Annotated in this window: 23 protein-coding genes; 8 read left to right on the top strand and 15 right to left on the bottom strand. The window is 38.8% G+C overall.

Annotated elements, in window-relative coordinates; all coding sequences use genetic code 11:
* Positions 1-138: 138 nt before the first annotated feature.
* From QOX35_RS00710 to QOX35_RS00745, 8 genes are all read right to left on the bottom strand, one after another.
* A complete protein-coding gene (locus tag QOX35_RS00710) occupies positions 139-813 on the bottom strand; it encodes a 2-C-methyl-D-erythritol 4-phosphate cytidylyltransferase (protein WP_283685401.1) in 675 nt (224 codons plus the stop codon).
* Positions 810-1007, bottom strand: coding sequence for an exodeoxyribonuclease VII small subunit (gene xseB, locus QOX35_RS00715; protein ID WP_252637950.1), 198 nt, complete (start codon positions 1005-1007; stop codon positions 810-812). Before xseB ends, QOX35_RS00710 begins: the two co-directional genes overlap by 4 nt.
* A gap of 86 nt (positions 1008-1093) precedes the next feature.
* On the bottom strand, positions 1094-2089 hold the full coding sequence (locus tag QOX35_RS00720) for a WG repeat-containing protein (RefSeq protein WP_283685402.1): 996 nt from the start codon (positions 2087-2089) through the stop codon (positions 1094-1096).
* A 95-nt stretch (positions 2090-2184) separates the two neighbouring features.
* On the bottom strand, positions 2185-3309 hold the full coding sequence (locus QOX35_RS00725; RefSeq protein WP_283685403.1) for a TlpA disulfide reductase family protein: 1125 nt from the start codon (positions 3307-3309) through the stop codon (positions 2185-2187).
* 22 nt (positions 3310-3331) lie between these two features.
* The gene (gene xseA, locus QOX35_RS00730) at positions 3332-4699 is read right to left on the bottom strand and encodes an exodeoxyribonuclease VII large subunit (protein ID WP_283685404.1); all 1368 of its coding nucleotides are present in this window, start codon (positions 4697-4699) and stop codon (positions 3332-3334) included.
* Entirely contained in the window at positions 4696-6108 is a 1413-nt protein-coding gene (locus QOX35_RS00735; protein ID WP_283685405.1) for a S8 family peptidase, read from the bottom strand. The genes xseA and QOX35_RS00735 overlap by 4 nt, the downstream gene beginning before the upstream one ends.
* Positions 6109-6352: 244 nt before the next feature.
* A complete protein-coding gene (locus tag QOX35_RS00740; RefSeq protein WP_283685406.1) occupies positions 6353-8749 on the bottom strand; it encodes a TonB-dependent receptor in 2397 nt (798 codons plus the stop codon).
* Between the two features lie 205 nt (positions 8750-8954).
* Positions 8955-11801 carry a TonB-dependent receptor gene (locus QOX35_RS00745; protein ID WP_283685407.1) on the bottom strand — a complete coding sequence of 949 codons (2847 nt, stop codon included), beginning with the start codon at positions 11799-11801 and terminating at the stop codon, positions 8955-8957.
* 214 nt (positions 11802-12015) lie between these two features.
* Between QOX35_RS00745 and QOX35_RS00750 the strand changes: the two genes are divergently transcribed.
* The 3 genes from QOX35_RS00750 to trxB all read left to right on the top strand — a co-directional run bounded on the left by QOX35_RS00750 (position 12016) and on the right by trxB (position 16310).
* Positions 12016-14508 carry an FtsK/SpoIIIE family DNA translocase gene (locus QOX35_RS00750; RefSeq protein WP_283685408.1) on the top strand — a complete coding sequence of 831 codons (2493 nt, stop codon included), beginning with the start codon at positions 12016-12018 and terminating at the stop codon, positions 14506-14508.
* 107 nt (positions 14509-14615) lie between these two features.
* On the top strand, positions 14616-15254 hold the full coding sequence (lolA1, locus tag QOX35_RS00755; protein WP_283685409.1) for an outer membrane lipoprotein periplasmic chaperone LolA1: 639 nt from the start codon (positions 14616-14618) through the stop codon (positions 15252-15254).
* 114 nt (positions 15255-15368) lie between these two features.
* Positions 15369-16310, top strand: coding sequence for a thioredoxin-disulfide reductase (gene trxB / locus QOX35_RS00760; RefSeq protein ID WP_135105539.1), 942 nt, complete (start codon positions 15369-15371; stop codon positions 16308-16310).
* A gap of 75 nt (positions 16311-16385) precedes the next feature.
* Here the strand turns inward: trxB and ffh are convergent, their stop codons facing one another.
* Positions 16386-17705 carry a signal recognition particle protein gene (gene ffh / locus QOX35_RS00765; protein ID WP_006841828.1) on the bottom strand — a complete coding sequence of 440 codons (1320 nt, stop codon included), beginning with the start codon at positions 17703-17705 and terminating at the stop codon, positions 16386-16388.
* A gap of 115 nt (positions 17706-17820) precedes the next feature.
* Between ffh and QOX35_RS00770 the strand changes: the two genes are divergently transcribed.
* On the top strand, positions 17821-18540 hold the full coding sequence (locus QOX35_RS00770; protein WP_283685410.1) for a DUF5131 family protein: 720 nt from the start codon (positions 17821-17823) through the stop codon (positions 18538-18540).
* 234 nt (positions 18541-18774) lie between these two features.
* Here the strand turns inward: QOX35_RS00770 and QOX35_RS00775 are convergent, their stop codons facing one another.
* The gene (locus QOX35_RS00775; protein WP_283685411.1) at positions 18775-19383 is read right to left on the bottom strand and encodes a porin family protein; all 609 of its coding nucleotides are present in this window, start codon (positions 19381-19383) and stop codon (positions 18775-18777) included.
* Positions 19384-19635: 252 nt separating this feature from the next.
* On the opposite strand from QOX35_RS00775, the gene tatA reads away from it, so the two are divergent.
* The 4 genes from tatA to QOX35_RS00795 all read left to right on the top strand — a co-directional run bounded on the left by tatA (position 19636) and on the right by QOX35_RS00795 (position 22742).
* Positions 19636-19827: a twin-arginine translocase TatA/TatE family subunit gene (tatA, locus tag QOX35_RS00780; protein ID WP_006841825.1), complete on the top strand. Its 192-nt coding sequence runs from the start codon at positions 19636-19638 to the stop codon at positions 19825-19827.
* A 101-nt stretch (positions 19828-19928) separates the two neighbouring features.
* On the top strand, positions 19929-20351 hold the full coding sequence (locus QOX35_RS00785) for a hypothetical protein (protein ID WP_135105535.1): 423 nt from the start codon (positions 19929-19931) through the stop codon (positions 20349-20351).
* 140 nt (positions 20352-20491) lie between these two features.
* Positions 20492-21781, top strand: coding sequence for a hypothetical protein (locus tag QOX35_RS00790; protein WP_283685412.1), 1290 nt, complete (start codon positions 20492-20494; stop codon positions 21779-21781).
* Positions 21782-21791: 10 nt separating this feature from the next.
* A complete protein-coding gene (locus QOX35_RS00795; RefSeq protein ID WP_283685413.1) occupies positions 21792-22742 on the top strand; it encodes an NAD(P)-dependent oxidoreductase in 951 nt (316 codons plus the stop codon).
* Here the strand turns inward: QOX35_RS00795 and QOX35_RS00800 are convergent, their stop codons facing one another.
* From QOX35_RS00800 to QOX35_RS00820, 5 genes are all read right to left on the bottom strand, one after another.
* Positions 22743-23240 (bottom strand): low molecular weight protein-tyrosine-phosphatase, encoded by a 498-nt coding sequence (locus tag QOX35_RS00800; protein ID WP_283685414.1) that lies wholly within the window; start codon positions 23238-23240, stop codon positions 22743-22745. It abuts the gene before it with no gap.
* A 304-nt stretch (positions 23241-23544) separates the two neighbouring features.
* Positions 23545-24201 (bottom strand): helix-turn-helix transcriptional regulator, encoded by a 657-nt coding sequence (locus QOX35_RS00805; protein ID WP_283685415.1) that lies wholly within the window; start codon positions 24199-24201, stop codon positions 23545-23547.
* A 33-nt stretch (positions 24202-24234) separates the two neighbouring features.
* Entirely contained in the window at positions 24235-25053 is an 819-nt protein-coding gene (locus tag QOX35_RS00810) for an alpha/beta hydrolase (RefSeq protein WP_283685416.1), read from the bottom strand.
* A 17-nt stretch (positions 25054-25070) separates the two neighbouring features.
* Positions 25071-26207, bottom strand: coding sequence for a glycerate kinase (locus QOX35_RS00815; RefSeq protein ID WP_283685417.1), 1137 nt, complete (start codon positions 26205-26207; stop codon positions 25071-25073).
* Positions 26208-26227: 20 nt separating this feature from the next.
* Positions 26228-26656, bottom strand: coding sequence for a DUF2147 domain-containing protein (locus tag QOX35_RS00820; protein ID WP_283685418.1), 429 nt, complete (start codon positions 26654-26656; stop codon positions 26228-26230).
* Between the last annotated feature and the right edge of the window lie 79 nt (positions 26657-26735).

Genomic DNA, 26735 nt, shown 5'->3' on the forward strand with positions numbered 1-26735 from the left:
TTTAGTGAAAAGGTGACAAAAGTGACACTTTTTCTACTGTTTTGAATTGTTACTTTTTCTATTATTGAAGCGCATCAAGCACTTATATTAGATAATTTTGAGTATTTATTATAGCTATTCGAACGAAGTATACACACTTTATTCTTTATCACGTATAATTAGTTCACCGATCTTTAAATCCAACGGTGTAGTGATCTTTATATTAGTTACTTCTCCTTTTACAAGATGCACATCTACGCCCATAGCTTCTACAACCGAAGCATCATCGGTAAATGTTTCTTTGAAATCCGTTTGATACGCTTTTTTGAGAACATTCACATCGAAGACCTGAGGCGTTTGTACCAACCGTATTTTAGACCGATCAACAATTCGGCTTTTATCCTCATCAACAACTTCTCTGAGGCTGTCGGTAGAGTCTATAACAGGTATAACGGCAGGGAATTCTTCCTCTGCAGCATCAAAACACCGCTTTATCATTTCCACCGAGCCAAAAGGGCGAACCCCGTCTTGCACGCCAACCAACCCGTCAGCCACAAGAGCCAACCCGTTTTTCACTGAATGGAAACGAGTTTCTCCTCCATTGCCAATTGTATGTTCTATCGAAAAGTTATATTCTTCACACAAGCTTTTCCAATAGTCCTGATGAGAGACAGGCAACACCAAAATAATATTTATATCCGGATCAAACCTATAAAAAGCCTCTATTGTACGCATAAGTACAGGTTTACCGCCGATAGGAATAAACTGTTTCGGCAAATCATTCCCCATGCGCAGCCCTTTTCCTCCGGCTACTATAATGACATTTTTTTTCATTCTATTTCGTCCAGAATCTTTTGTATTTCTACGTTCGTCTTTTGCAGTTTATCTTTACAAAACTTAATAAGGGTTGCCGCTTTTTTTACTTTTTCGAGAAGGATATCTACATCCAAATCGTCATTTTCGATACTGCCCATAATGTCCTGCAACTCCTGCATTGCTTCTCCGTATGTTTGCTCTTTCTTTGCCATAATTCATTATTAGTTACAAGAACAAATTATAATTATTTCTATTATTTATTACCGAACTCAATTCTTCTTTTTTTATTCCAATTCTATTAACTAGCGATTGCTTTAATCAGCATATATATAACCGTAGCAACAGCCAAAGTAAGTATTGCAAACTTTAGTTTCTCAAGAAGTGTATAACTTCTCTTGAGTGCAATATTTACCTCTCCAAACTTATCTATAAAATAGGCATTTCGCCCTTTCTCCATAATTAGCGCTAATCCATCGGAAAAAGAATATACTCTCTCATAAATAAGTGACACAACTACTTTATTTTCCTTGTTTATAAATCCCCATTTACCACCCATCTTTGCAGCTGCAAGCCCTTCTGAGAAATTAGATAAATCTTCATATATAAAAGGAATGATTTCTTCTCCCCTTTCATTAATAAAGCCGTATTTTCCGTTTAAATTGACATAAGCTAATCCCTCTGAATATTCGGGAGCAATATCGTCATATATAAAAGAGACTATTTCATTACCGACCTTGTCGATCACTCCCCACTTCTTATCTTTAGCGATACAAATCAGACTCCCTTTACATTTTACACCTTCCGAGCGATCATATATAAAGGGAATAACTTCATTGCCCAAAGCATCGATGAATCCACACTTATCATCTTTACAAACACAAATAAGTCCTTCGCTAAACTCGAATATATCATCATAGACAAATGGCACAACTTGGTTACCCTGCTTGTCAATTATGCCGGCTTTACCATCCTTAAAAACACCACAGAGGCCTTCCGAAAAGCAGTTTATCGTATCATAAAGGAAAGGAATCACCAATAATCCCTTTTTATCGATAAATCCCCACTTACCATCCTTGCATACCCCAGCTAATCCATTCGAAAACACATCAGCATCTTCATACTCGATAGGAATAACTTCGTTACCGGTTTTATCAAGATATCCGCATTTTCCGTTCTTTTGCACCATTACCAAGCCTTCGGAATAACTGAAAGCCATTTCATAGATACAAGGAACAACCAATTCTCCGAACTTATTAATAAACCCTGTACCCGATTTTCGTATAATGTGTGCCATCCCCTCTTGAAAACTGAATGCGTAGGAGAAAGGTATTATACTATTATTGATATTTTTCAAATCTTTAAAATTAATAATCGTTTTATAAATAAATCTTATTTGTTTATAAAAACATCATCAAGCATTTTATCCATATTTTGCTTGTTGTTTTCACTGTATCCAAACCAAGACCCTATGATTTTGCCGTTTTCATCAAGAAGATAATATTGTGGAATTCCATTGACCTGATATTTTTGATTTATATCATCTCTATTTATCATTCCGAGAGAATGGGCTTCAAAACTTTGAACATAAGAGACCTGAGGCCAACGATTCAATTCATATTTTTCTATTGAATTAATCCAATCTGTTTTATTATCATCTTTTGAGATTCCAATTATTGCAAAATTTCTATCCTTATATTTCTCTTGTATTTTCTTCAGATGAGTCATTCCTTCAATACAGTATGTACACCAACTAGCCCAAAAATCAAGTAGTACATATTTCCCTCTATAATCAGATAATTTTACTATTTCACCATTCATCATATCAGGAGCGCTAAAATCAGGGGCAACACTTCCTATTTGTGTATTTTCTTTACCTTGTATGTAATAATCAACTTCCTTTCCTCGTAAAGTGTTTTTTAAGTTATCGCCTAAGTATATATATAAATGTCTAGCGTCCTTAACATTTATCATTTTAGAAAATAGCAAATCTCGTATAAGTTGTGGAGCTATATATGAATCAGTATATTTCATAATAAATTCTTTTTGAGACTTTACTATGGCATCAACAACTCTTTTCTTTTCTACAGAGGTATCAGGTTTTATCTGAACATGTATGAATTCTTTAGACAACGCTTTAAGATCTTCATTAAATAAAAGTTCATATTCTTTTTGAGTCTTCGACCCTTCTACATCAAAGCTATTTAAGCTATCATTCAAAATCTTGATTTGAATTTTTGCTGGTTCAACAAAGAAACGAAAAGTCAAATCATTCACTACTAAAGTAGCAAACGAAGGTGTCTTCGTTTTTCCTTCGAAGGTAAATTTTCCGGATTCTATTTTTGCAGAATCTTTAATTTCGACCCATTGATTTTCTCCTTCGATCGTATACTTCAAATAGGCCAATCCATAATCAACCCCTTCAATCGACCCTTTTAGCACAAAACTATCCGAACTGTTATTTTTGCAACTAATAAGAAAAAAAATAATACAGGTTAACAAAATACTTTTTTTCATATCTATATGATATTTCTAAAATTTAGTTCACTATAGAATCAAGCTTTCCATCAGCAAATACAGTAGTCAGTTTATCTCCTTTTTTCACTACGCTGCTTTGTTTTATCACTTTCCCATCTTTCATAGTCAAAGTATATCCTTTTTTCAGAATATTTTCGGGAGAGGCAAGAAGAAGATGTTTATCAAACATCTCCAATTGCGTATTTTCATCCTTAAATTTTTGCAAAGCAACTCGTTTTAAAGTATTCTCAAACACTGTAAGATTGTTTATACTCTCTTTATTTAATTGCTGCGATTCCCTGACAAGGACATCCTGAAACGAAGACAACTTATTCTGATTTTCTTTATGTGAACTTTGCAAACCTCTTACCAAAACATTCTTTGCAGAAGCTAAGATTGCATCCTGCTCTTTGAGCCATGCTTTAAGTAAGAATGTATTCTTTGTTTCAAAAACACTTAAACGTACAGCTTCATCCTGTAGTCTTTGCGTAACAACAGAAACAATATCATGAGCCATTTCGTCCAATTCCATCGCTGTTTCCGCAATATTCGAAATCAAAAATTCTGCAACAGCAGTCGGGGTTTTCATACGTGTATGCGCTACAATATCAAGAACCGTATCGTCTCGCTCATGCCCTATTCCTGTTATTACAGGCAAAGGGAACTGTGCACAGCTTGCCGCCAAAAGGTAAGAATCGAAGCTGCTCAAATCCGAAGTCGCTCCTCCTCCCCGAATAATAACCACGGCATCGAAACAGTCCTGATATTCATAAATACGCTCCAATGCTGAGATTATAGAGCTTTCGGTGCGCTCACCTTGCATAAGAGCCGGAAATAACTTGGTATAAAAAATAAACCCATAAGGATTATTTGCCAATTGATCGAGAAAATCTTCATATCCTGCTGCTGTGGGAGAAGATATAATTGCAATCTTATTTGTGGGAATAGGCAACTCAAGTTCTTTATTTAAGGAAAGAACTCCGTCTTCTTCCAATTGTTTGATTATTGCAGCTCTATTTAACGCCTGATCTCCCAATGTATAAGTGGGATCGATATCGTGAACCGTGAGCGTGAATCCGTATAATTCATGAAACTCAACACTTACCTGAACCAGAACTTTCAGTCCCGATGAAAAGGTCTGTTTTGTCGTGTTCTCGAAATACGCCTTGAGTATATAAAATGTATTTGCCCATATCATTCCTCGGGCTTTAGCGATAAGGGCTCGCCCGTTTATATCCTTCTCTATGAACTCGAGGTAGCAATGTCCATTCTGATTAACACGAACATCACTTGTCTCAGCCCGAATCCAAAAAACTTCGGGAAGTGTATCTTTTAAGACACCCTTGATGAGATTATTCAATTCATAAAGAGAGATTGCAGGACGGTTCATTTTTTTCCTTTCTTTATTGGCTGTTGCACTGCTGTTTTTTTATCAACCAACTGTTGTGCTATTTCCATCGCCCTTTTCATATCAGGAATACCATAACCATAATCCTTGTTCGGATGATCATAAATATCAGAAGATTGCCTTACTACCTCTATTATCTCCTTGTTGGTCAATGCGGGAAAAGCCTGCCACAAGCAAGCTACCATACCGCACATGATAGGTGAAGAGAAAGAAGTTCCACTTTTATATGTAACCAACCCATTGTCTCCAACTACTGTTGCTCCTTGTCCGAGAGCCATTACATCGGGTTTTATCCTAAGATCTTCGGTCAAGCCTCTTGAGCTAAACGGAGCTATAACAGAGTCTTTCTGAACAGCACCTACCGTCAATATATTGAAGGCATCAGAAGGTGGTGTTATTTTCTCCCATTCCGAATCCCCAGAATTACCCGCACTGATAACGACCAATATTCCTTTCTTTGCTGCAGCGTCAGCCGCACGGGAGATAAGAGCCGTTCTTCCTGTCAGGTCTTCATGTGTATAGCTTTTTGCCGGATAGTCGAAACTATTATAACCGAGCGATGTATTCACCACATTAACGCCAACACTATCGGCAAACTCGATAGCCGCTGCCCAGTAATCCTCTTCTATAGGATACTCACTGCGAGCATCTTCAGAACCCAACAACCAAAAACTAGCTTCAGGAGCTGTTCCCACAAACTGCATAGGCTTATTCGTTCCAATACAAGACAACACATTTAATCCATGCTGGTTGGCTCTATTAAACATATCTTCATTTTCGTAAACAAAGCCTTTGTATCCTTTGATATCCAAATTGTCTAACATTGCGATTTGAGGTAAATGATTAAAGCCGGCATCGATTACAGCAATTGTCATCCCTTTACCTTTATACCCCGCATCATGGAGGTATTGTCCGTTATTAATTTTGATATTGTTTTTTCCTCTTGCGTAATAATCGCCAAACACAACAGTTTCTACAGCCGGATATGCGATTATACTATCCTTCTTTGTTTCTTCTACCAGCTTACCTCTCCATACAAACAATGCATCCGACACAAAAGGCAACGCCTTATACTTATCAACCATTGTACTATCCGAACAATGAACAGCAACTGTTCGTTGCCACTTGCTCTGTGCTACAACTTTTCCTCCAATACTTTCAATCACTTTTATATACTCTTGAGATATCGGAAGATCGGTTTCATCGATCTTTATATTATATTTCTGCCTTCTTTCAAGCGACTTAGCGGACAGAAAGTCTTCCGGCTTATCAATAGAATAATCGCTTTTTTTATCCTTGAGTGTAAGGCGGAATTTATAGTTATATTCCTGAGAGAATACAGAAAGTGAAGCTGCTAGCAAGAAGCAAACAAAAAATGTAGTTCTTTTCATATCTTTATTCGTATGTTTTATACAAAAATAAGGATAATAGCTTTTAGTTGGTATAAGATGTATCGTTATTTGTAAAATATAGAAGGTAAAACAAATTATATTAATGATTTGAAGAAAGCTTATGTTATGAAAAATTTAAACAGCTTAAAGGCCCTAAGTTATAAAATTGAAAAAGAGGTAATATCTTATTCGCAAAGAATAATTAATTACCTCTAATTATATAGAATAAAGAGAAGGAATTTCGTTACAGCAAATTCCCTATCTTGAAACCTAAGAAAGCTGTTCGTGGCAAGCTAGGGCCATAAATGTATGAAGGGTCACGATCGATACCTTTGTCAAAGTCATTCTGATATGAATTGAAAATATTTTTCACTCCTGCAAACCACTCTATAGTAATATTACCCGCAAGCCTCATATCATAATGGAACTTAACTCCTGTATCAAAAAAGGTTTTTGACTTGCGCAATTCTCCGGCCTCGGGGTTAGCTATCTCAGGGCCAAAATACGGAACTAACATTTTGCCTGTATAATTCCCCGTTGCAGACACTCCAAAGTTGCGAACAAACTCCCAATCCAACGCTAAAAATCCATAAGCGTCAGGCGTTCGGAAAAACTTCTTTTCACCGAAAGTTTCATCACTCACTTTGTATCGGCTCGACTGAAGAGTAAATCCCGCATTCAGACTTAATTTATCTGACGGCATAAGCTTCACCTCTAGGTTTACACCCTGAACAGCAGCTCCATCTTTTGAATTGATACGAGTATAAATCACTGTTCCATTTTCATCAGGCTCACCAATTTCGTTTCTGAATGGATTATGCAGTTTATTATAGAACCCTTCTACCAGAATATTTGTATTAATTCCTCCTATTTTTTTATTAAAATCGAACGACAATGTAAAGCTAGAGCTATTTTCTTGTTTTAAATGAGGGTCGTTTTTGTTGATCACCTGACGAGAACCCGATGTTTCTATATGAAGATCCTCATCAAAAATTTGCGGAGCACGATATCCCCTTGAGAAGCCAATACGGGTTTGTAAATACGATGAAATGTCATACATTATACTTGCCCGAGGCACAACTACCGTTCCTAATTTATCACTGTCGGCCTGCTTATCATCGATAGAATAATGCTCTACACGTGCTCCGGCAAGGAATTTTGCTTTTCCTACTTTTATCTCATATTGTGCAAAAGCTCCTGTAATATTCAAAGCTTGATCAGACACTATGCGATTCGGCACATGAGTGACAATGATATCTGTACCTACGTCATTCAGTTTATATTCGGGGTATCCCAGTTTCATGTCGGTAAGGTGCGAGCCGGTATGCTCCACTCCACCTATTAATGTAGAGATATCGTTGACGGACAGCTTATATTGAGCACCCATATTATAGGTTTTATCCTTTGTATTTCCATAATCGCTCAACGACTGTTTGGCTCCATAATAAGAATCCCGATCAAGATATTGTCCAGAACCGAACACTGTAAGCAAGTCACTCTCTCTGAAATATTGTTCGTATGTCAATGCCCCGGTTATCATATCATGCTTTACCGACTCAGAGATATCTCTTTCGTGGTCGGGATAGTCTTGCTTATTTCCACCTTTACGCTCTTCTCGGATATTAAAAAAGTCGAGACTCAATTTACTTCTGTATGCAGGACGATAAAAAATACGAGTTCCTATAACCGTATTCTTCATCGGTGCTATTTCAGAAAAGCTATCGCCATTTGCATCAAACATATTACGATCTCGCATATTTCCGAAAACAGAGATCCCCGTTTTATGATCTTCGGTTACCAATGTAGCATTGAAGGTAGCGTTATAATCTGCTACAGAACCATTCGACCCGTTTACCCCCATTCCTACAAGAGATGTATTTAACCCCGCTTCGAAGCTATTTGTTTTCGGGTCTTTAAGTATAAGATTTATTGTTCCTGCAATTGCATTCGAGCCATACAAAACAGATCCGCCGCCTCTGACTACCTCGATACGTTCAAGCATATTAGACGGAATAAGTTCAAGCCCATAGACTCCGGCTAAACCACTAAATATAGGACGGCTGTTTATCAATATCTGCGAATAAGGGCCTTCCATTCCATTCATTCTCACCTGCGAAAAGCCACAGTTCTGACAATCATTTTCATAACGCAGCCCTGTACAAAAGTTAAGTCCTTCACCTAATACAACCGATTGCGTGGTCTCAAGCATTTTTGTACTTATCGTGTTCACAATTACAGGTGCTTCGGTACGTTTCTGAGAGGTACGCCCTGCGGTTACCACTACTTCATTAAGATTAAGGGCATCTTCTTCTACCTCAAAGTTTATTTCTATAGACTTGCCTCTTCTGAGTTCAACTTCTTTTTCCTGCGGTTTGTACCCGATTCCCTGTGTTACAACTATAAACTTTCCTTCGGGCAAGTTCGTTAATGCATAATGTCCAGTAGCATCGGTAGATACACCTATTGTTGTATTTTTGAGTACAACATTTATAAATGGGATATGCTCACCTGTTTTTGCATTCACTACATGGCCAAATATATTGGCATCTGTTCTGATCAGGTTAGCATGTATGAACGAAGAGAAAAATAGAAGAAGAATAAACAATAGAAAGTGTTTAGAAAGACGTTTTAGAAAATTCATAGTGTGTTTAAAATAAGAATAGATAAATTGTTGTTTCTGGATGCGACGCGAAGGTATAAAAATCAAGAAAATCCTACAATCACCATTTCTAGGTATTTTAACTATTCCAAATCCACATTACAATATTTTTCACTGATTACAGCTCCATATTTATAAAAGCAAAAAATCCGCAATATTTAAATTACGGATTTTCTTTTTTATGTATTTAAAACACTATAGGGCCTCCTCCCGGATGACCTCCGGGGCCTCTACCTCCCCAGCCTCTATCTCCTCCATCCATATCTTCTCTTTTTGTGCCTTTTCCAAAGATCTGGAACTTATACACAAAATTGACCATGAAGTAGCTGTTGATCGTATTAGATATGGACTCCTGTATATATAATGCATTCTGATCGATATTTATATTACTTCTCTGCTGTAAGATGTCATATATTTTGAAGCGCAACAGAGCATTTCCTGTATACTTATTTTTAAATATACCTTTTAGCATCGAGTCCATATTATAAGTTAACGAAGCATTCCACAACCACTCGTTCAACTTATATCCGCTAGTATAACCCGAGTTAGTCGAATATTGAATATCGGATTGCAAAGTAAGACCCAAAGGTAAATAAGTGGTGAAGTCACCCTTCGCTCCATAATTAAATGTCTCTCTATCCTGATCGGTTGAAATGGTATTTTTTATATTGTTATATCCGAAGTTACCGCCTATATTCAACAAAAAGCGAGCATCACTCAACGTTCTTACCTGATCATCAAGAGAACCGGTGCGAAACTGCAATGTCATATTTTCTCTAAAGTTATATGTATCCGCCTTATTTTCTTTTGCATTTATAAATGTAGTGCTGCGAGCATATCTCCCCATTGTGAATGTATTAATCGAAAACTTCTTATTTCGCAGAGGAGTATTATATGTCACTCCCATAAATCCATCCATATTACCATCTACATTCTTATAAGTCATTTCACGTCCCTGGTCCTTGTATGTAGAAACGTTCACGATAGCATCCATCGTATAATTGAAATTTGTAAAGACTGATAAGTTAGAGTTTCTGTTTGTATTGAAATTCTGATATCGTCCTCTCAAACTATGTTGAAAGCTTGGCTTCAAATCGGGATTACCATAAGTAACATCAAATCCACTTTGAGAGATAATACCATCATATAGCTGAGTTGTGGTAGGCTGCGATGTTCTTCCGCTATAATCTACCCGGAGTGTGTTTCTTCTATCCCATTTATAATTAAACTGAGCATTAGGAGCAAAACTCAGCGAATTACGTGGCTTTATACCTTTTTCCGGTTGGCTGGGCTGAAAAATACTAGTCTTAGATCTTGATGGTTCTAATCCAACGCCCAATGTATAGTCAAATTTCTCTCTAATCGATTTAAAATTCAGAGAAACATTCTGATTAAGGAAATCATTCTTCACATTGCGTGTATATTCTTCCGCTATCACATTATAATTTCCGTCAGCATCTTTATTGTATGCCTTGCGGTCAGTTTCAGAATGATTGTTACGGACATTATAAGTTAATTGCAAAAAATTGTTTCTACCCAAAGGCTCTACATACGAAACAAATGCACGCCAATTATAACCTTTGTCATCTTGCAATGACTTTTGATCCCTGATCGAATCATTCTTAAGAGGGTCTGCATAGATAGAATGAGAGTAATCATAACCTTCGCTATCCGAATTATTCAGACCTCCCGAAAAACTGAAACTCAATACTCGTCCCTGACTATTCAACTTACGACTGATATCAAGGTTACCACTCAAAGAAAGACCTTTCCCATCAACCGTATTCCAAGACGATTCCTTGTAGTCTCTCTCAGGACTATCGGCAAATGACGTTTCACTCTCTGCTGTCTGATCATTTATGTTCTTATTGTATTGAATATTGGGTCTGAAAACGATCTTTGTTAATGAATCGGGAGTCCATTCGAAGCGAAAATTTGCACCGAAGTTATCACTTTTATTATTCCCAAGAGAATTCCCGTTTTGTGTTTGGCTCGTTCCTGTAAATCTTCGGCTTGTAATACTAGACACATCATTATCAACAGAGCCATACCGAACATTTCCTCCATATTTTAGCTTGTCCGAATACTCAGTAGCAAAGTTCAACCCTCCATTCAGTGTTTTTGCGACTCCATTGTTCGCTCCGAATCTCAATCGTCCTCCGCCTCGTCCACTAAATGCTCTCGAGGCAAAATCTGAGAAACTGGCATTATTTGTATTATTTAATCCTCCTAACAGTGTAAACTGAGTATTATCGCGCATGTAGTTAAATACCCCATTTGCCTCATAACGCTTTTTACTGCCATAGCCGACATAAGTATCGCCCATAAAACCCTGCTTCATACCTTTCTTTATCGTTAGATTGATCACAGTTTCATCATCGCCATCATCAAAACCGGTCATCTGAGACATGTCAGATTTACGATCAAGTACCTGAAGCTTATCTATAATATTAGCGGGCAAACTTTTAGATGCAACTTTGGGGTCATCGCTGAAAAATTCTTTTCCGTCCACAAGGAATTTCTTTACTTCTCTTCCGTTGATCGTTATTTTTCCATTCTCATCTATTTCAGCGCCGGGCATTCGTTTTATCATATCTTCTACCACGTCGCTTTGCTGCGCCTTATACGAGTCGGCATTGTATTCTATGGTATCGCCTTTCACTTGTACCTCTATAGCCTTAGCTTCCACTACAGCCTCCCCAAGCATAATAGCATCTTCCTTCATGTATATATCTCCAAGGGACACAGACTTTTGGGCATTTGCTTTGAAGTACTGATCAGTATATCCGATAAATGATATTTGAGCAATATAGCGTCCTTGTCTGACTCCTACGCTGAATTTTCCTTTCTCGTCCGTCACTGTACCAGTTACATACGCACTATCTTTAGCATTTAGGATTCTTATACTGGCCATCTCTATCGGCTCTTTCATTTCATTGTCGAATACTGTTCCTGTTATCGCTGTGGTCTGCGATTGTGCACTCAATCCTAAAAATGCACATAGAAATAAAAGTATGGGGATATTCCTTTTCATTTTCCTTTTAATTATTTTTGACTGATTTCTGTGACTGGCAAAACATTAAAAGGTTTAATTATATTTCTATTTTTTATAAATCTTTTTATTTTACTATCTTTTTATATCTTTATAAAAGAAGAAACAGCAAGGATAATCTTTCTGAAAAAGAGTTATCTTTGTATCGAATATAACCTACTTAAAAGAAAAATAAAAAGCTTTACCGCTTCACTATATGGCAAAAAAAACAGTCAGGAAAAAGAAAACTCAAGATAAAAGAACCTCTTTCATCGAATTCATAAAAAAAGAGCGTACAAAATTCTTATTGGGAGTCTGTCTCTCATTTTTTGGGGCATACATACTACTGGGAGAAATATCATTTTTCTTTACAGGTGCTGCCGACCAAAGCAAGGTAACAAATAAATTCTTTCTTGATCTTATTTCTCACAAACAGGAAATAAGCAACTGGACAGGCGTTGTAGGTGCATTCGTAGCAGAAAAGCTTATAAACAATTGGTTTGGAGTATTCTCTTTGCTTATACCTGTATATCTCATCCTGATGGGCTTGAAGCTGATGCGTGTCGTCAACATTTCGGCTATCCGTTCATTCCTGCTTATGGCTTATGCTCTTGTGTGGGGTTCTATTACATGTGCTTTTATTTCGAGACTGATAAACGACGGAAGCAACATCCTTTGGGGTGGTGCTCACGGAATGGAGGTAGAAAGAATACTGGAAGCCGCATTGGGCATACCGGGCGTTATTATGATTATTATTCTTCTACTCATTATATTCCTTATCATTACGAAGAAAGCTTCTATGGAATTCTTCCGTGGACTATTTAAGAACCCACTAAAAAACTCTAATCAGGAGGAAGAAGAGATATATGAAGAGGAAGAAGAGGTATATGAAGAAGAGCTTCCGGCTGAAGAAAAGAAAAGCTGGTTTAGCTTTCTAAGGAGAAAGAAAAAAGAGGATGATCAATCGCCCGAAACGGAGGACTTCGGGGAGGACTTCATATTGCCTACAGCTACAACAAAGGATAAGAAAACAAAGGACAAGCCGGCAACTTCGATGAAGATAGACAACGACTTCGAGATTGTTATCCCTGAGGATGAAGAATTTACTCCCACACAAAACACATTTACTCCTCCGGTAAATCCTCAGCCGCTTACAAATACGGAAAATGTTCCGGACTTCTTGCCCGAAGGCGAAGAGATGGAAGAATACGATCCGACCAAAGATCTATCCAATTTCCATTTCCCATCTACAGAATTGCTGAAAATATATGACATGACAGGCAAAGGAGTGGACATGGAGGAACAGAATGCCAACAAGAGTAAGATCATCACGACTCTACAAAATTATGGCATCGAGATCACATCCATCAAAGCAACAGTAGGGCCTACAATCACCTTATACGAAATAGTACCAAAAGCAGGTGTACGTATCTCTAAGATCCGCAACCTTGAAGATGACATAGCCCTTAGTCTCTCGGCTCTGGGTATACGTATTATAGCCCCTATGCCGGGTAAAGGAACGATAGGGATTGAGGTTCCGAACAAAGATCCTCAAATAGTATCGATGCAGTCTGTAATTGCGTCTCGCAAGTTTCAGGAATGTGCTTTCGATCTCCCCGTTGCTTTAGGGAAGACAATCACGAATGAGATTTTCATGTTCGACCTATGCAAAATGCCTCACTTACTGGTAGCAGGAGCAACAGGACAAGGAAAATCGGTAGGATTGAATGCCATAATAACTTCGTTACTATACAAGAAGCATCCGGCCGAAATGAAGATGGTGTTGGTTGACCCAAAGATGGTGGAGTTCAATATTTATTCAAGAATAGAGAAACACTATCTGGCAAAACTCCCTGACGCAGAAAAAGCAATTATCACCGATGTTACCAAAGTAACTCAGACGCTAAACTCTCTGACTAAAGAGATGGATGATCGTTATGAGCTGCTTATGAATGCCGGAGTACGTAATATAAAAGAATACAATGAGAAGTTCCGCAAACGCCGACTAAACCCATTGAAAGGACACCGCTTTCTCCCCTATCTGGTTATTATCATCGACGAGTTTGGCGACCTGATAATGACTGCCGGAAAAGAGATAGAAATGCCTATCGCCCGTATTGCCCAAAAAGCTCGTGCCGTAGGTATGCACATGGTGATCGCAACACAGCGTCCGACAACAAATATCATTACAGGAACTATAAAAGCGAACTTCCCCGCCCGTATGGCTTTCCGTGTCACTTCGCAGATCGACTCCCGCACGATACTTGATATGTCGGGTGCCAATCAATTGATCGGACGTGGAGATATGCTCTTCTCACAGGGCAGCGACCTTGTACGTATCCAGTGCGCCTTCGTCGACACTCCTGAGGTAGAAGGTATAGCTCAATATATAGGAAACCAACAGGGTTATTCGAGCGCATTCGAACTACCCGAATATATAGGAGAAATGGGCGAAGACAAAGTTGGAAATATCGACCTCAACGATCGAGATCCACTATTTGAAGAGGCTGCACGTCTTCTCGTAGTTCACCAGCAAGGATCTACATCGCTAATACAGCGTAAATTCTCTATCGGATACAACCGTGCAGGTCGTCTGATGGATCAACTGGAAGCAGCAGGGATAGTAGGACCAACGCAAGGAAGCAAGGCTCGTGATGTTCTTATTGCTGACGAATACAGTTTAGAACAGAAGTTAAATTCATTTGGCTAAGCCTCCTTAATGGTCAAATCATTCTGCCGGAAAAAAGAATAGGCTAGTTTAATATTTAAACCTTTAATGAATAACAAAGTCAAAAAGGCTAAACAATATAACAAAAGATGAAAACAAAGTTACTTTCCCTTATATCACTCTTAGTATTCACGCTGAGTATTTCTGCACAAGATGCACGCTCGATCTTAGATAAAGCGGCCGAAACATACAACAAAGCCGGAGGGGTTATAGCAAGCTTTACTTTAGACTCTAAAGACACAAAGGCTAAACTCGTATATAGCTACGATGGCAAGGCTTATATGAAGGGAGACAAGTTCAAGATAGAGATACCCGATGCTATTACTTGGTTCGACGGTAAAACACAATGGGTGTATGTAAAAGATACTGAAGAAGTGAACATCAGCAACCCTACAGGTGCAGAGCTACAAGGAATAAGCCCTTCTATGCTTTTCAGTATTTATAAGAAAGGCTATAATCTATCCTACAAAGGAGAAAAAAGAATAGGAGGAAAAACCGTTTTGGAGATAGAACTGATTCCCCAAAAGAAGAATGCAGACATCACCAAAATATTGGTACAAATAGATAAAGCCAGCAATGTATTCTCAAAGATCACGTTAACAGATAAAGCCGGCATACAAAATATCTTATCTATAAAAAGCTATCAAACAGGAACTAATATTTCCGATGCTACTTTTTCTTTCAATAAGAAAGATTATCCCAGTGCAGAAATAGTAGACCTTAGATAACATAGATTGTGTTTATCATTACATAGAAAATACGAACCGAATAACCTTTGGAGATATAAGCAAATTCTATATCTTTGCATAAAATATAAACAAAACATATAAAAAATATAAGACATGAACGAAAAAGTACGTTGCCTCATTATTGGCTCAGGACCTGCGGGATACACTGCAGCTATTTATGCATCGAGAGCAAATCTTTCTCCGGTACTATATGAAGGAATACAACCCGGAGGACAATTAACAACAACTACCGAGGTTGAAAACTTTCCGGGATATCCTGAAGGTATTACCGGCCCCGAACTGATGGAAGACCTAAAAAAACAGGCTACACGCTTTGGCGCTGATATACGCTTTGGCATAGCTACAGCGGCAGACTTCTCTTCTCATCCGCACAAAGTAACTATCGACGGCGAAAAAGTGATTGAAGCAGATACTGTTATTATAGCAACAGGTGCCAGTGCCAAATACTTAGGTCTATCAGACGAAACTAAATATGCTGGCATGGGTGTTTCTGCTTGTGCTACATGCGACGGATTCTTCTATCGCAAGAAGGTTGTAGCCGTTGTTGGTGGTGGAGACACTGCTTGTGAAGAAGCTATCTATCTGGCTGGACTAGCCGAGAAAGTGTATTTGATTGTACGTAAAGCACATCTGCGTGCATCGAAGGTGATGCAAGACAGAGCTATGCAAAATCCTAAAATAGAGATCTTATTCGAATGCAACGCTACAGGACTATTTGGCGAAAATGGCGTAGAAGGAGTACATGTAGTAAGACACCTAGGTGAACCTAACGAAGAAAAGTTCGATATCAAGATCGACGGATTCTTCCTTGCTATCGGACACAAGCCTAATACGGACATATTCAAGGCGCAGCTTAACCTCGACCCTGTAGGATATATTATCACAACACCAGGTACTCCAAAAACAGGAGTAGAAGGCGTTTTTGCCGCAGGAGACGTAGCCGACCCTATATATCGTCAAGCTATTACAGCTGCCGGAAGTGGTTGTCAAGCTGCGATAGAAGCGGAAAGATACTTAAGCGAAAAAGGCCTGTAAGACATCTATATACTAAAAAAGAAAATCCGGATCATACGATCCGGATTTTCTTTTTATATATCATTCTATAAAGAATTACCTTCTCATATTCGGCATTTTACCACCCTTCATCTGAGTCATCATCTTCATCATCTTACGAGTCTGGTCAAACTGCTTGATAAGCTTATTCACCTCTTGGATAGATGTTCCGCTACCTTTAGCGATACGCTCACGGCGGCTTCCGTTCAGGATTTCAGGAGTTGAACGCTCTTTGGGTGTCATCGAATAAATGATAGCTTCGATACTCTTGAAAGCATCATCATCAATATCCATATCTTTAATAGCCTTACCAACTCCCGGAATCATAGACGCCAAATCCTTCAGATTACCCATCTTTTTGATTTGCTGTATCTGTCCGATAAAGTCGTTGAAGTCAAACTGGTTCTTTGCTATTTTCTTTTGTAGGCGACGAGCTTCTTCTTCATCGTATTGCTCCTGTGCTCTTTCTACGAGTGAAACGATGTCACCCATACCCAAGATACGGTCTGCCATACGCTCAGGGTGGAATACATCCAATGCATCCATCTTTTCACCTGTACCCACAAACTTGATCGGCTTGTCTACAACCGAGCGGATAGAAAGCGCAGCACCACCACGCGTATCACCATCGAGCTTGGTAAGCACTACCCCGTCGAAGTTGAGCCTGTCATTAAATTCCTTCGCAGTATTCACCGCATCCTGTCCCGTCATGGAGTCTACTACAAAGAGAATCTCATCAGGTTTCACAGCATCTTTAATCGCTGTGATCTCTTTCATCATCTCCTCATCAATAGCCAGACGACCGGCGGTATCGACGATGACAAGGTCATTGCCGTTTTGCTTTGCATGCTTAATTGCATTTTGAGCGATCTGTACCGGGTTCTTGCTTCCCTCTTCCCAATATACAGGAACTTCGATTTGCTCTCCTAATATCTTCAACTGTTCGATCGCAGCAGGACGGTAAACGTCTCCGGCTACAAGTAACGGATTCTTACCTTTCTTAGACTTCAGCATCTTGGCAAGCTTACCAGAGAAAGTAGTCTTACCCGAACCCTGAAGACCCGACATAAGGATTACAGCCGGATTGCCTTTCAGATGAACATCTGTAGCGGTTCCTCCCATCAAGGCAGCAAGTTCGTCATGAACTATCTTCACCATCAATTGCTCAGGCTTAACGGCAGTAAGCACATTCTGCCCCATTGCCTTTTCCTTCACAGTCTCGGTAAACTGTTTTGCTGTCTTATAGTTTACGTCGGCATCTAATAAAGCACGGCGAACATCCTTTAGGGTTTCCGCAACATTTATTTCGGTGATTTTACCTTCACCCTTCAGTATCTTAAACGAGCGCTCTAATCTATTACTTAAACTTTCGAACATATTATATGGTTGTTATTTATAATCAATTTACATGGGTGCACAAAGATATAAACTTTTGGTATAAAGTGAAAAACTCACTATGCTTTTCTTATATTTGAAGTCACAAAGAATGATTATGTCAGCACTATGGAATCCGTGGCACGGCTGCCACAAGATAAGCGAAGGCTGCAAACACTGCTATGTGTATCGTGGTGATGCAAGACGAGGCATAGATAGCACGATTGTAACCCAAACAAAAAACTTCGATGTACCCATCAGGAAAAAGAGAAACGGAGAATACAAAATACCATCCGGCACAGAAGTATATACCTGTTTCACATCCGACTTCTTCAACAAAGACGCAGATCAATGGCGTCCCGAAGCTTGGCGAATGATACGGGAACGAAGCGACCTAACCTTTCTGATGATAACCAAACGCATCGATCGGCTGACAGTAGGGCTTCCCGACGATTGGGGCGATGGCTACGACAATGTCACCATTTGCTGCACCGTAGAAAATCAAGACAGAGCCGATTACAGGCTACCTATTTACAAAGCTGCTCCCATCAAACACAAAATGATTATATGCGAACCTCTCTTGGAAAGGATAGACCTGAACCCTTACATCGGGTCATGGGTAGAGCATATTACAGCCGGAGGCGAATCGGGTCAAAATGCACGCCCTTGCAATTTCGACTGGATTATGGAACTGCACAAGCTATGTATAGCGAATAACATATCATTCTGGTTTAAGCAAACCGGTTCGCGACTGATAAAAGATGGCAGGCTCTATAATGTTCCCAGAAGACTGCAACATGCTCAGGCACGCAAAGCCGGAATCAACTATAAACCATAAAAAGTGTCGATAAAAGTCTAAAAAGTGACAATTCAGCCAAAGACATATTCACTAAATATCAGCTACTTACAATCAAAAAGTGACAAAAGTGACACTTTTAAGCATGTTTTAAAGTGCCACCTTTTGTCACCCTGTTATATCAAAGAACTCTCTCTTATTAGATAAACTTTATAGCTGAAAATGCAAAAAGTAAATCAAGACAGATAGTTCTTAATAAGCTTACAATAGAACGGATCAGAATTTATATCCTACACTGATATATGCAGCCCGATTTTTGATTTTAGTATCTTTAAACACTTTAGTTAATCCATGATCGGCACCAAGGCTAACATTTATTTTATTTAAAAATTCAACACCTACAGCTCCGCCAATTCCAAAATCGAAACGATTGGTATCATCCCCAAAGAAATCCTGATCTTCAAATAGTTTTGCATCTGATTTTATTTTTCCCCCTACTCCATAAGCCAAATACGGCCCTGCACGGAATACGAGTTTAGTCCCGGGTGTTAAATCCAGTTTATATCCGGCATGTATAGGCAATTGAATATACATCGAATTATAGGTAACTTTATCCTTAGTACCGGAAACATTAACCGGTACATTTTTACCCTTGGTTCCTTTCGTCGTAAACTCAAGTCCCGACACCAAATAAAAACTACTTGGTAATGCAAGCTCGGCAGTTAGCCCAATATTGAAACCAACCTTATTATCATCATCTACATTTTGCAACTCGGACAAATTCATTCCGGCCTTTACTCCTAGAGATACAGGCAATTGTGCAAACATACTAACGCTTGTTACCAAAGCAACGAGCAAAGCAAAAGAAATTTTAATAATTCTCATAATATTAATAAATTAGTTCTGGTTCTTAAGCACCCTAAATTAGACAAATAATTCTATTTGACAAAAAATCGGATATAAAGAAAGCTTCATCAGCACCATGTTTTTTATTGTATATACCGTAAAAAAGCCGACGGACTTCTTTACCCCAGTATAATAAAACCTTTATTTAAAAGATGTAAAAAGTTATCAAGAATAATTTTATTCTGACTACTTTAGCAATCTAAATGTATAACGATATAAATTAATAGCCAGATGAACACTCTTTTATTTTTAGGAAACTTAGGAACCGGAGAAATCATCATCATTGCCATTGTTGTTTTACTATTGTTTGGAGGAAAGAAAATTCCTGAACTCATGAAAGGATTGGGTAAAGGAGTAAAAAGCTTCAAAGATGGTGTAAATGGCCTTGAAGACGATATAAACGGAACTTCTGAAAACAAGTAATAATTTCTCAGAAAATTATTCTTTTGATATAGGCCCGGATTAGTTATAATCCGGGTTTTTCGATTTGTAAACAAAAGCGTTTTATTTCTGTTTTAAGTAATATGGATATATGTATAGATTTTGACGGGACATGTGTAACACATGAGTTCCCGAATATAGGAAAAGATATTGGCGCAATCCCTGTTTTGAAAGAACTAACGGATAAGGGTCATCGACTGATACTCTTTACGATGCGCAGCGACCGCAAAAAGAAGAAAAAAATAAATGGTGAGGAAGTCATCGTTGAAGAAAACGTACTGACAGAAGCCGTAAAATGGTTTGAAGATAATGGCATACCTTTGTATGGCATCCAAAAAAATCCGACCCAACGGTTTTGGACATCATCGCCCAAGGCCTATGGGCATCTCTACATAGACGATGCGGCTCTGGGTTGCCCACTTGTTTTAGATGATCCCACATCTGATAGACCCTATATAGATTGGGTTCGAATAAGAGAAATACTGGTGGATTCGGGTGTTTTATAAATAAAGCAAGTTATAAAAAGGAATTACTCTCGTATTCTCATTTCCCTTCTTTTACCACAGAGTAAAAAGTGTCACACAGAGATCTTTCAATACAAGAAATAAGTCATTATTTTTTACCAACTACTTAATTACTGTATAAAATGGGCAGAAGAATATTATTTATCATCTTAATGTTTGTTTCTCTAGACTCTTTCGGTCAAGAGAAAATGGCTTTACGCACTGATGAGGCGAATGTATACTTTAAGGAAGCAGAAGTTGCTGCAAAGAAAAGTAAGAACCTTTGGGGTAAAAATATCTTTGGTCCTATAATGTTGATTAATCCGGCAACGAAAGAAATCTATGCGAATGTACAAGACTCGTTAGGCGAACTAAAACAAGACAATCATATCTATACCGGAATTTTCTCCAAAAAGGAAAATATAGCTAATACTTCTATCCGATGGAACGGAACAGATTGGGCTACAGTGATGCTGCCTTTGCCCGAAAATAAATATGATCGAATAAGTTTATTGCTTCATGAACGGTTCCATGTTGTACAACCGGAACTGGGGTTTAGCCAAAGTAATGGTAACTGTGCTCATCTTGACAGTAAAGATGGCCGTATATACTTGCGATTAGAATTAGAGGCTCTTAAAAAAGCAGTTTCGGCATCGACAACATCCCAGATTAATGAGCATGTGACGAATGCATTTATATTCAGAAAATACAGGCAATCTCTTTTCTCCGGGGCGGATACCGAGGAAAATAAACTAGAACTCAATGAAGGTCTTGCCGAATATACAGGCGAAGCAAGTTGTGGAAGACCCGAAAAACAAAAGGGAGAACACTTTGTGAAGAACATTGATAGATCTATGAAAAATCCCACCTTTGTACGCTCTTTCGCCTATCAGACGATCCCTGTCTATGGCTATTTATTGAATAAGAGGAAGCAAGGCTGGAACAGAAGTATAAATGATAATACCAATCTCAGTAATTTTCTTATTGATGCTTTTCAAGTGAAAATTCCTTCAAATTTGAAGGATGTCGTGAGCCAAATTGCGAACTCATATAATGGCACTGAGATTACAAATGAAGAGGTAATCCGCGAAGAAAAAATCCAGAAACTTATAGTAGAATACAAATCCAAATTTATCGAACAGCCTCATTTCGAAATAAGATTGGAAAAAATGAGGATAAACTTCGACCCTCGTAACATTATGCCTCTTGAAAATAAAGGTACTGTATACCCTAACGTTAGAGTTATAGATGAATGGGGCACATTAACAGTTACCGATGGAGCATTAGTAAGTTCGGATTGGAAAACAATCACAATAACAAATCCGACCAATATGGATGGATATAAATTATCGGGGAATGGTTGGACGTTAGAGCTAAACAAAGGGTACTCAGTAGTTATTACAAACGGAAACTTTGGTTTGAAAAAAGATTAAAAACATTAAGATGGAAAAGATATTGATGGGGCATAATTTCAAGCGGGAAGATTTTGCCGGACTTGAAGGAAAGTTTATCATTATATACCCCGAAAACAAGCTATTCACAAAAGATGAAATTTTGGAACGGATATCCGACATAGACGTATTCGTCCCTAATTTTTCGTTTCAGACAGATGCAGAGATTATAGATAAGGCAAAAAACCTAAAACTGATAGCCAACTATGGCGTAGGGTATAACAATATAGATGTGGAATATGCCGCCTCGAAAGGCATTGCCGTAACCAATACCCCCCAATCGGTACTAGAGCCCACAGCCGAATTGTGCTTTGCCCTGATGATGGCAACAGCTCGTAAAGTAGCTTATTACAATCACAAGCTGCACTCAGGCGTCAGGCTCGATTGGAGTATATATGGAGATTTAGGGGTTTCGCTTTATGGACAAACGCTTGGTATATATGGCATGGGGCGTATCGGGCAGGCGGTTGCACGCAGAGCCTTAGCATCGGGCATGAACATCATTTATCATAATAGGAACAGGCTGCCAAAAGACATTGAAGAGAAGTATAACGCCACCTATGTAGATTTCGACACACTCCTCAAAGAGTCGGACGTGGTATCGCTTAATGCACCTGCTACACCCGAAACTTATCACCTGATGGGAGAAGCCGAATTCAAGAAAATGAAAAACAGTGCTATACTTATCAATACTGCCCGTGGGCAACTGGTGGATGAGAAAGCTCTTGCCACAGCCTTGAAAACAGGAGAAATATATGCGGCAGGTCTTGATGTGTTCGAAAAAGAACCTAAGATTTTCCCGGAACTATTGGAATTAGATAATGCCATTCTGTCCCCTCATGCCGGAACAGGCACTTATAGCGCACGGCGGGATATGGCTCACGAAGTGGTAAAAAATATAATCAACTTCTTTGAAGGAGGACAAATAGATAAGGTGAATTAGTTACAATTCACCTTTCTTTATTTTATTCAGCAGCCCATCGCAAGAGTCTTCCAGCAGATCGAGAACCAGCTCAAAGCCGTCAGCGCCCGAGTAGTAAGGATCGGGTACGTGATCGTGTACAAAGTCTTGCGAAAAATCCATCATACGGTATACTTTCTTTTCCGATTCCAAGTCGGGTGCTAGTCGCATTACATCACGATGATTGTTGTCGTCCATCACTAAGATAAGATCAAAGCGATCGAAATCATTAACCGTGAACTTACGAGACAAAGAATCCAGCGTATACCCTCTCCTTGTTGCATGCTTTCTCATTCGCAAGTCGGGCAATTCATCGATATGATATCCTGACGTTCCCGCCGAATCAACTGTAATTTTATCACTTAACCCCTGCTCTTTTACCATCGTCTTGAAAATTCCTTCCGCAGCAGGTGAGCGGCAGATATTCCCTAAACAGACGAAGAGTACTTTATATTCTTTTTGATTGTCAATATTTTGCATTTATTCTTTCGTTTTGGTTTATATTAATCGATTAATAACGATTTATACAAAGATATAATTATTTGCCTAGTACGCTAATTAAAGCGCTTTTTTAGAACAGATGACAGATAAATTTCGTTCGGGAATTGATATGTAGATTTTGTTAATATTAAGTAATCAGAAAAAAGGTTAGTATCTGCACATTCTTTTTGTCATGCTGAGGTAAAGAAGCATCTATATTTAGCGACAAAGATCCTACCTCCGTCAAAATGACAAAAGAGTAACATAAAATAAAAGCTTTTATAAATAAACTATTATCTGAGAATCAGATATAATACTCTGCCATATCAATCAGCCCTGCACGCATCGCATATTTCGTTGCTTCGTGCACATTGTTTACTTCCAGCTTGCGGAAGATATTCTTACGGTGGGTAATGATGGTATGAAAGCTAAGATTGCGATTCGCCGCAATTTCTTTTGTGGTACGCCCTATGGCTATTTCTTTCAGTATTTCTTTTTCTGTAGAGGTCAATATATAATCCACAGTATCGGTAGGTGCTTTCTGTGCTTGTAGTAATTGGTTGGCAACCCTTGCACAAATAAAACGTTCGCCCCTTAATACATGAGCCAGCGCAATATTTATCTCGTCGAGCCCCGACGACTTGAGCACAATACTGTAGGCTTCACTTGTAGATGTCAATCTGCGCAGAAACTCATAGCTCAGTTCTTCGGAGAATAATAACCAATTTACATGCGAAAAACGATAACCTACATTCAGCAAATCATCTACGCTTATAAAATCAGACAGGGTATAATCCAGTATCACAACGGCTTCGGGGTGAGAGCTCAACAATCTTACCAATTCGGATTTGCTTTCCGTGAAAAGTACCGAAGAGGCTTTTTTTGTCTCACCTACTAGCGTCTCCATCCCGATACGGGTTATACCTTGCCGGTCTACTATTATAACATCTTTCTGTTCCATTTATTCATTTGATGCAAAGAACAGTAAAGTTAGTTATTTCTGCTTAAAAAACTTATAAAAAAATAGCATTTGATAATCAATTGCGTTATTCCAGTATTCACCGGTATGTCCTCCCGGACGAACGATATAATCATGATTGATATTTCGGTATACCATTTCTTTGTGCAATTGCTCGTTTACCTGATAGAAAAAGTCATCTGTTCCGCAATCGAAAATAATAGATAACGAACCCGGTTCTATCTTATCCAGTTGATTGATCACCGTATGGTTATTCCACAACTCGGAATTCTCTTTATACGAACCTATACGCAGTTTCATATCCCAATTGTTTGGAAAAGGACGTATATCTACACCTCCGCTCATCGACCCGCATGCACCAAAAACATCGGGATGGTTTATACCTAGCCACAAACCTCCATGACCACCCATGCTAAGCCCTGTTATCGCACGGCCTTTGGGAGAAGTAATTGTTTTATAATTTTGATCGATATACTGCACTAATTCTTTGCTCACATAGGTCTCAAACTGAAACTTAGGATCGATAGGGCTATCCCAATACCAACTATTTTGTCCATCGGGGCAAACAACGATCATCCCCAATCGGGTAGCATCTTGCGGTAGTGTTGGCTTGAGCGACACCCACGAATCATAACGTCCCGAGTAGCCATGCAGAAGATACAGCACAGGATATTTAACCGTACCATCCTTCTTATATCCATCAGGAAGAATTATTACATTTTTTATACTTCGGTTCATTTTAGGACTGAATACCTCAATTGTATCCACAGTCTGAGCCTGTACAGAACACAAAGCAAAGATTGCAAGTAAAAATAAAACAGCTTGTTTTTTCATAATATTTTAGTCAATAATTATAGTTCATGCTTCGTCAAGAAGTTTGCAATAGCCTGCTCTACATACTCCTCTCCTCTTTTCATCGATTCCTCCAGGGAAACACTTTCAGGTTTAATGGGAATTATAAAGTCAAAGACAGAAGTATATAACTCCTGTGCTCCTTTTTCCAGATCTCCTGCAATAGCTATTACTTTTTTCCCTTCCGCTCGTGCTAGTTGAGCGACACCATAAGGTGTTTTCCCATATTGGGTCTGAGAATCTATTTTACCTTCACCGGTAAATACCACATCAGCCTTTTTTATCGCAGCTTTAAGATTAGTATAGTCTATTACAATATCGATGCCTTTCTGCAAACGTGCATTTGTAAACGTTAGCAATCCGGCTCCGAGACCTCCGGCAGCACCGGCTCCCGGTACATCTTTCACTTCTCTGCCCAGTTGATTTTTAATCACTTCTGCATACTGTAGCAAGGCATCGTCCAGCACACTTACCATTTCCGCAGTAGCTCCTTTCTGCGGTGCGAAAACAAAAGAGGCTCCGTTTTCTCCACACAAAGGATTGGATACATCACAGGCTACCTCAATATTGATATCTTGTAATCGCATATCTATAGATGAGACGTCTATCTTATCCAATTCTCGGAGAGCTAATCCGCCAAACGGCAGATCTCTATTTTCCTTATCAAGAAATCTGACTCCTAACGCTTGGGCGAAGCCTGCGCCACCATCGTTGGTAGCGCTACCTCCTATTCCCAATATTATTTTTTTTACACCTCTGTTGAGACATGCCTTAACCAACTCACCTGTGCCGTATGTAGTGGTCACAAGTGGGTTGCGGCTACCCTTATCTATCAAGTAAAGCCCACTTGCCGAAGCCATATCAATAACGGCAGTAGATCCATCACCCAGAATTCCATATTTAGCAGAGACTGCCGATCCCAACGGACCCGTTACAGGCTCTTCATATATCTTACCGTCGGTAGCATCTACCAAAGATTGCACAGTTCCCTCTCCTCCATCTGCCATTGGTATTTTGATGCATATTGCTTCAGGGTAGATTCTTTTTATACCTCTTTCCATCGCATCACACACTTGCTTGGCTGTCATGGAACCTTTAAACGAATCGGGAGCTAATACAAAAATTGGGTTTTTCACAGATTAGCAACTTCGCAGATTTACTTCACTCTTGTCCAGACCTGTGTTCTTCCAAAAGCTGAAATACCTACATAGCCTCTTACTTTCAGTTTATCGTTTCCGTCAAGCGATACCGTACATTTGTACAGTTTGCCATTCGAAGGGTCTAGTATCTTTCCATCACTATATTCTTTACCATCTTTAGATAACCCTTTTAGAATCTCAAGCCCAAGAACGGGTTTGTCTTTATCGGCCCCCGAACAGTCTTTACACTTTATATCTTTCTTGGCAGGATTGAGGATCTCGATCACTTTTCCATAGATTTTACCACCACGTTCGGTGATTTCTACAATCGATTTAGCTTCTTTAGTTTCATCATCAAATGTTTTCCATTTACCAATCACAGATTGTGCATTTGCAGTAAGTATAGAAATAAAGAACGCCGACAGCAATATTAGTTTTAATTTCATACAATAATTTTTTAATTGGTTATTCGTTTGCGAAAATAGTCAAAAATAAAGAATAGTTTATTTTGAAACTTTCTAAAAG

This window comes from Dysgonomonas sp. Marseille-Q5470 (assembly GCF_951230145.1).
In the GTDB taxonomy this organism is placed as follows: Bacteria; Bacteroidota; Bacteroidia; order Bacteroidales; family Dysgonomonadaceae; genus Dysgonomonas.

Excerpts from the sequence above, each read along its gene's own strand:
- QOX35_RS00710 (WP_283685401.1), bottom strand. The coding sequence starts at position 813 with ATGAAAAAAAATGTCATTATAGTAGCCGGAGGAAAAGGGCTGCGCATG.
- xseB (WP_252637950.1), bottom strand. The coding sequence starts at position 1,007 with ATGGCAAAGAAAGAGCAAACATACGGAGAAGCAATGCAGGAGTTGCAG.
- QOX35_RS00720 (WP_283685402.1), bottom strand. The coding sequence starts at position 2,089 with ATGGCACACATTATACGAAAATCGGGTACAGGGTTTATTAATAAGTTC.
- QOX35_RS00725 (WP_283685403.1), bottom strand. The coding sequence starts at position 3,309 with ATGAAAAAAAGTATTTTGTTAACCTGTATTATTTTTTTTCTTATTAGT.
- xseA (WP_283685404.1), bottom strand. The coding sequence starts at position 4,699 with ATGAACCGTCCTGCAATCTCTCTTTATGAATTGAATAATCTCATCAAG.
- QOX35_RS00735 (WP_283685405.1), bottom strand. The coding sequence starts at position 6,108 with ATGAAAAGAACTACATTTTTTGTTTGCTTCTTGCTAGCAGCTTCACTT.
- QOX35_RS00740 (WP_283685406.1), bottom strand. The coding sequence starts at position 8,749 with ATGAATTTTCTAAAACGTCTTTCTAAACACTTTCTATTGTTTATTCTT.
- QOX35_RS00745 (WP_283685407.1), bottom strand. The coding sequence starts at position 11,801 with ATGAAAAGGAATATCCCCATACTTTTATTTCTATGTGCATTTTTAGGA.
- QOX35_RS00750 (WP_283685408.1), top strand. The coding sequence starts at position 12,016 with ATGGCAAAAAAAACAGTCAGGAAAAAGAAAACTCAAGATAAAAGAACC.
- lolA1 (WP_283685409.1), top strand. The coding sequence starts at position 14,616 with ATGAAAACAAAGTTACTTTCCCTTATATCACTCTTAGTATTCACGCTG.
- trxB (WP_135105539.1), top strand. The coding sequence starts at position 15,369 with ATGAACGAAAAAGTACGTTGCCTCATTATTGGCTCAGGACCTGCGGGA.
- ffh (WP_006841828.1), bottom strand. The coding sequence starts at position 17,705 with ATGTTCGAAAGTTTAAGTAATAGATTAGAGCGCTCGTTTAAGATACTG.
- QOX35_RS00770 (WP_283685410.1), top strand. The coding sequence starts at position 17,821 with ATGTCAGCACTATGGAATCCGTGGCACGGCTGCCACAAGATAAGCGAA.
- QOX35_RS00775 (WP_283685411.1), bottom strand. The coding sequence starts at position 19,383 with ATGAGAATTATTAAAATTTCTTTTGCTTTGCTCGTTGCTTTGGTAACA.
- tatA (WP_006841825.1), top strand. The coding sequence starts at position 19,636 with ATGAACACTCTTTTATTTTTAGGAAACTTAGGAACCGGAGAAATCATC.
- QOX35_RS00785 (WP_135105535.1), top strand. The coding sequence starts at position 19,929 with ATGGATATATGTATAGATTTTGACGGGACATGTGTAACACATGAGTTC.
- QOX35_RS00790 (WP_283685412.1), top strand. The coding sequence starts at position 20,492 with ATGGGCAGAAGAATATTATTTATCATCTTAATGTTTGTTTCTCTAGAC.
- QOX35_RS00795 (WP_283685413.1), top strand. The coding sequence starts at position 21,792 with ATGGAAAAGATATTGATGGGGCATAATTTCAAGCGGGAAGATTTTGCC.
- QOX35_RS00800 (WP_283685414.1), bottom strand. The coding sequence starts at position 23,240 with ATGCAAAATATTGACAATCAAAAAGAATATAAAGTACTCTTCGTCTGT.
- QOX35_RS00805 (WP_283685415.1), bottom strand. The coding sequence starts at position 24,201 with ATGGAACAGAAAGATGTTATAATAGTAGACCGGCAAGGTATAACCCGT.
- QOX35_RS00810 (WP_283685416.1), bottom strand. The coding sequence starts at position 25,053 with ATGAAAAAACAAGCTGTTTTATTTTTACTTGCAATCTTTGCTTTGTGT.
- QOX35_RS00820 (WP_283685418.1), bottom strand. The coding sequence starts at position 26,656 with ATGAAATTAAAACTAATATTGCTGTCGGCGTTCTTTATTTCTATACTT.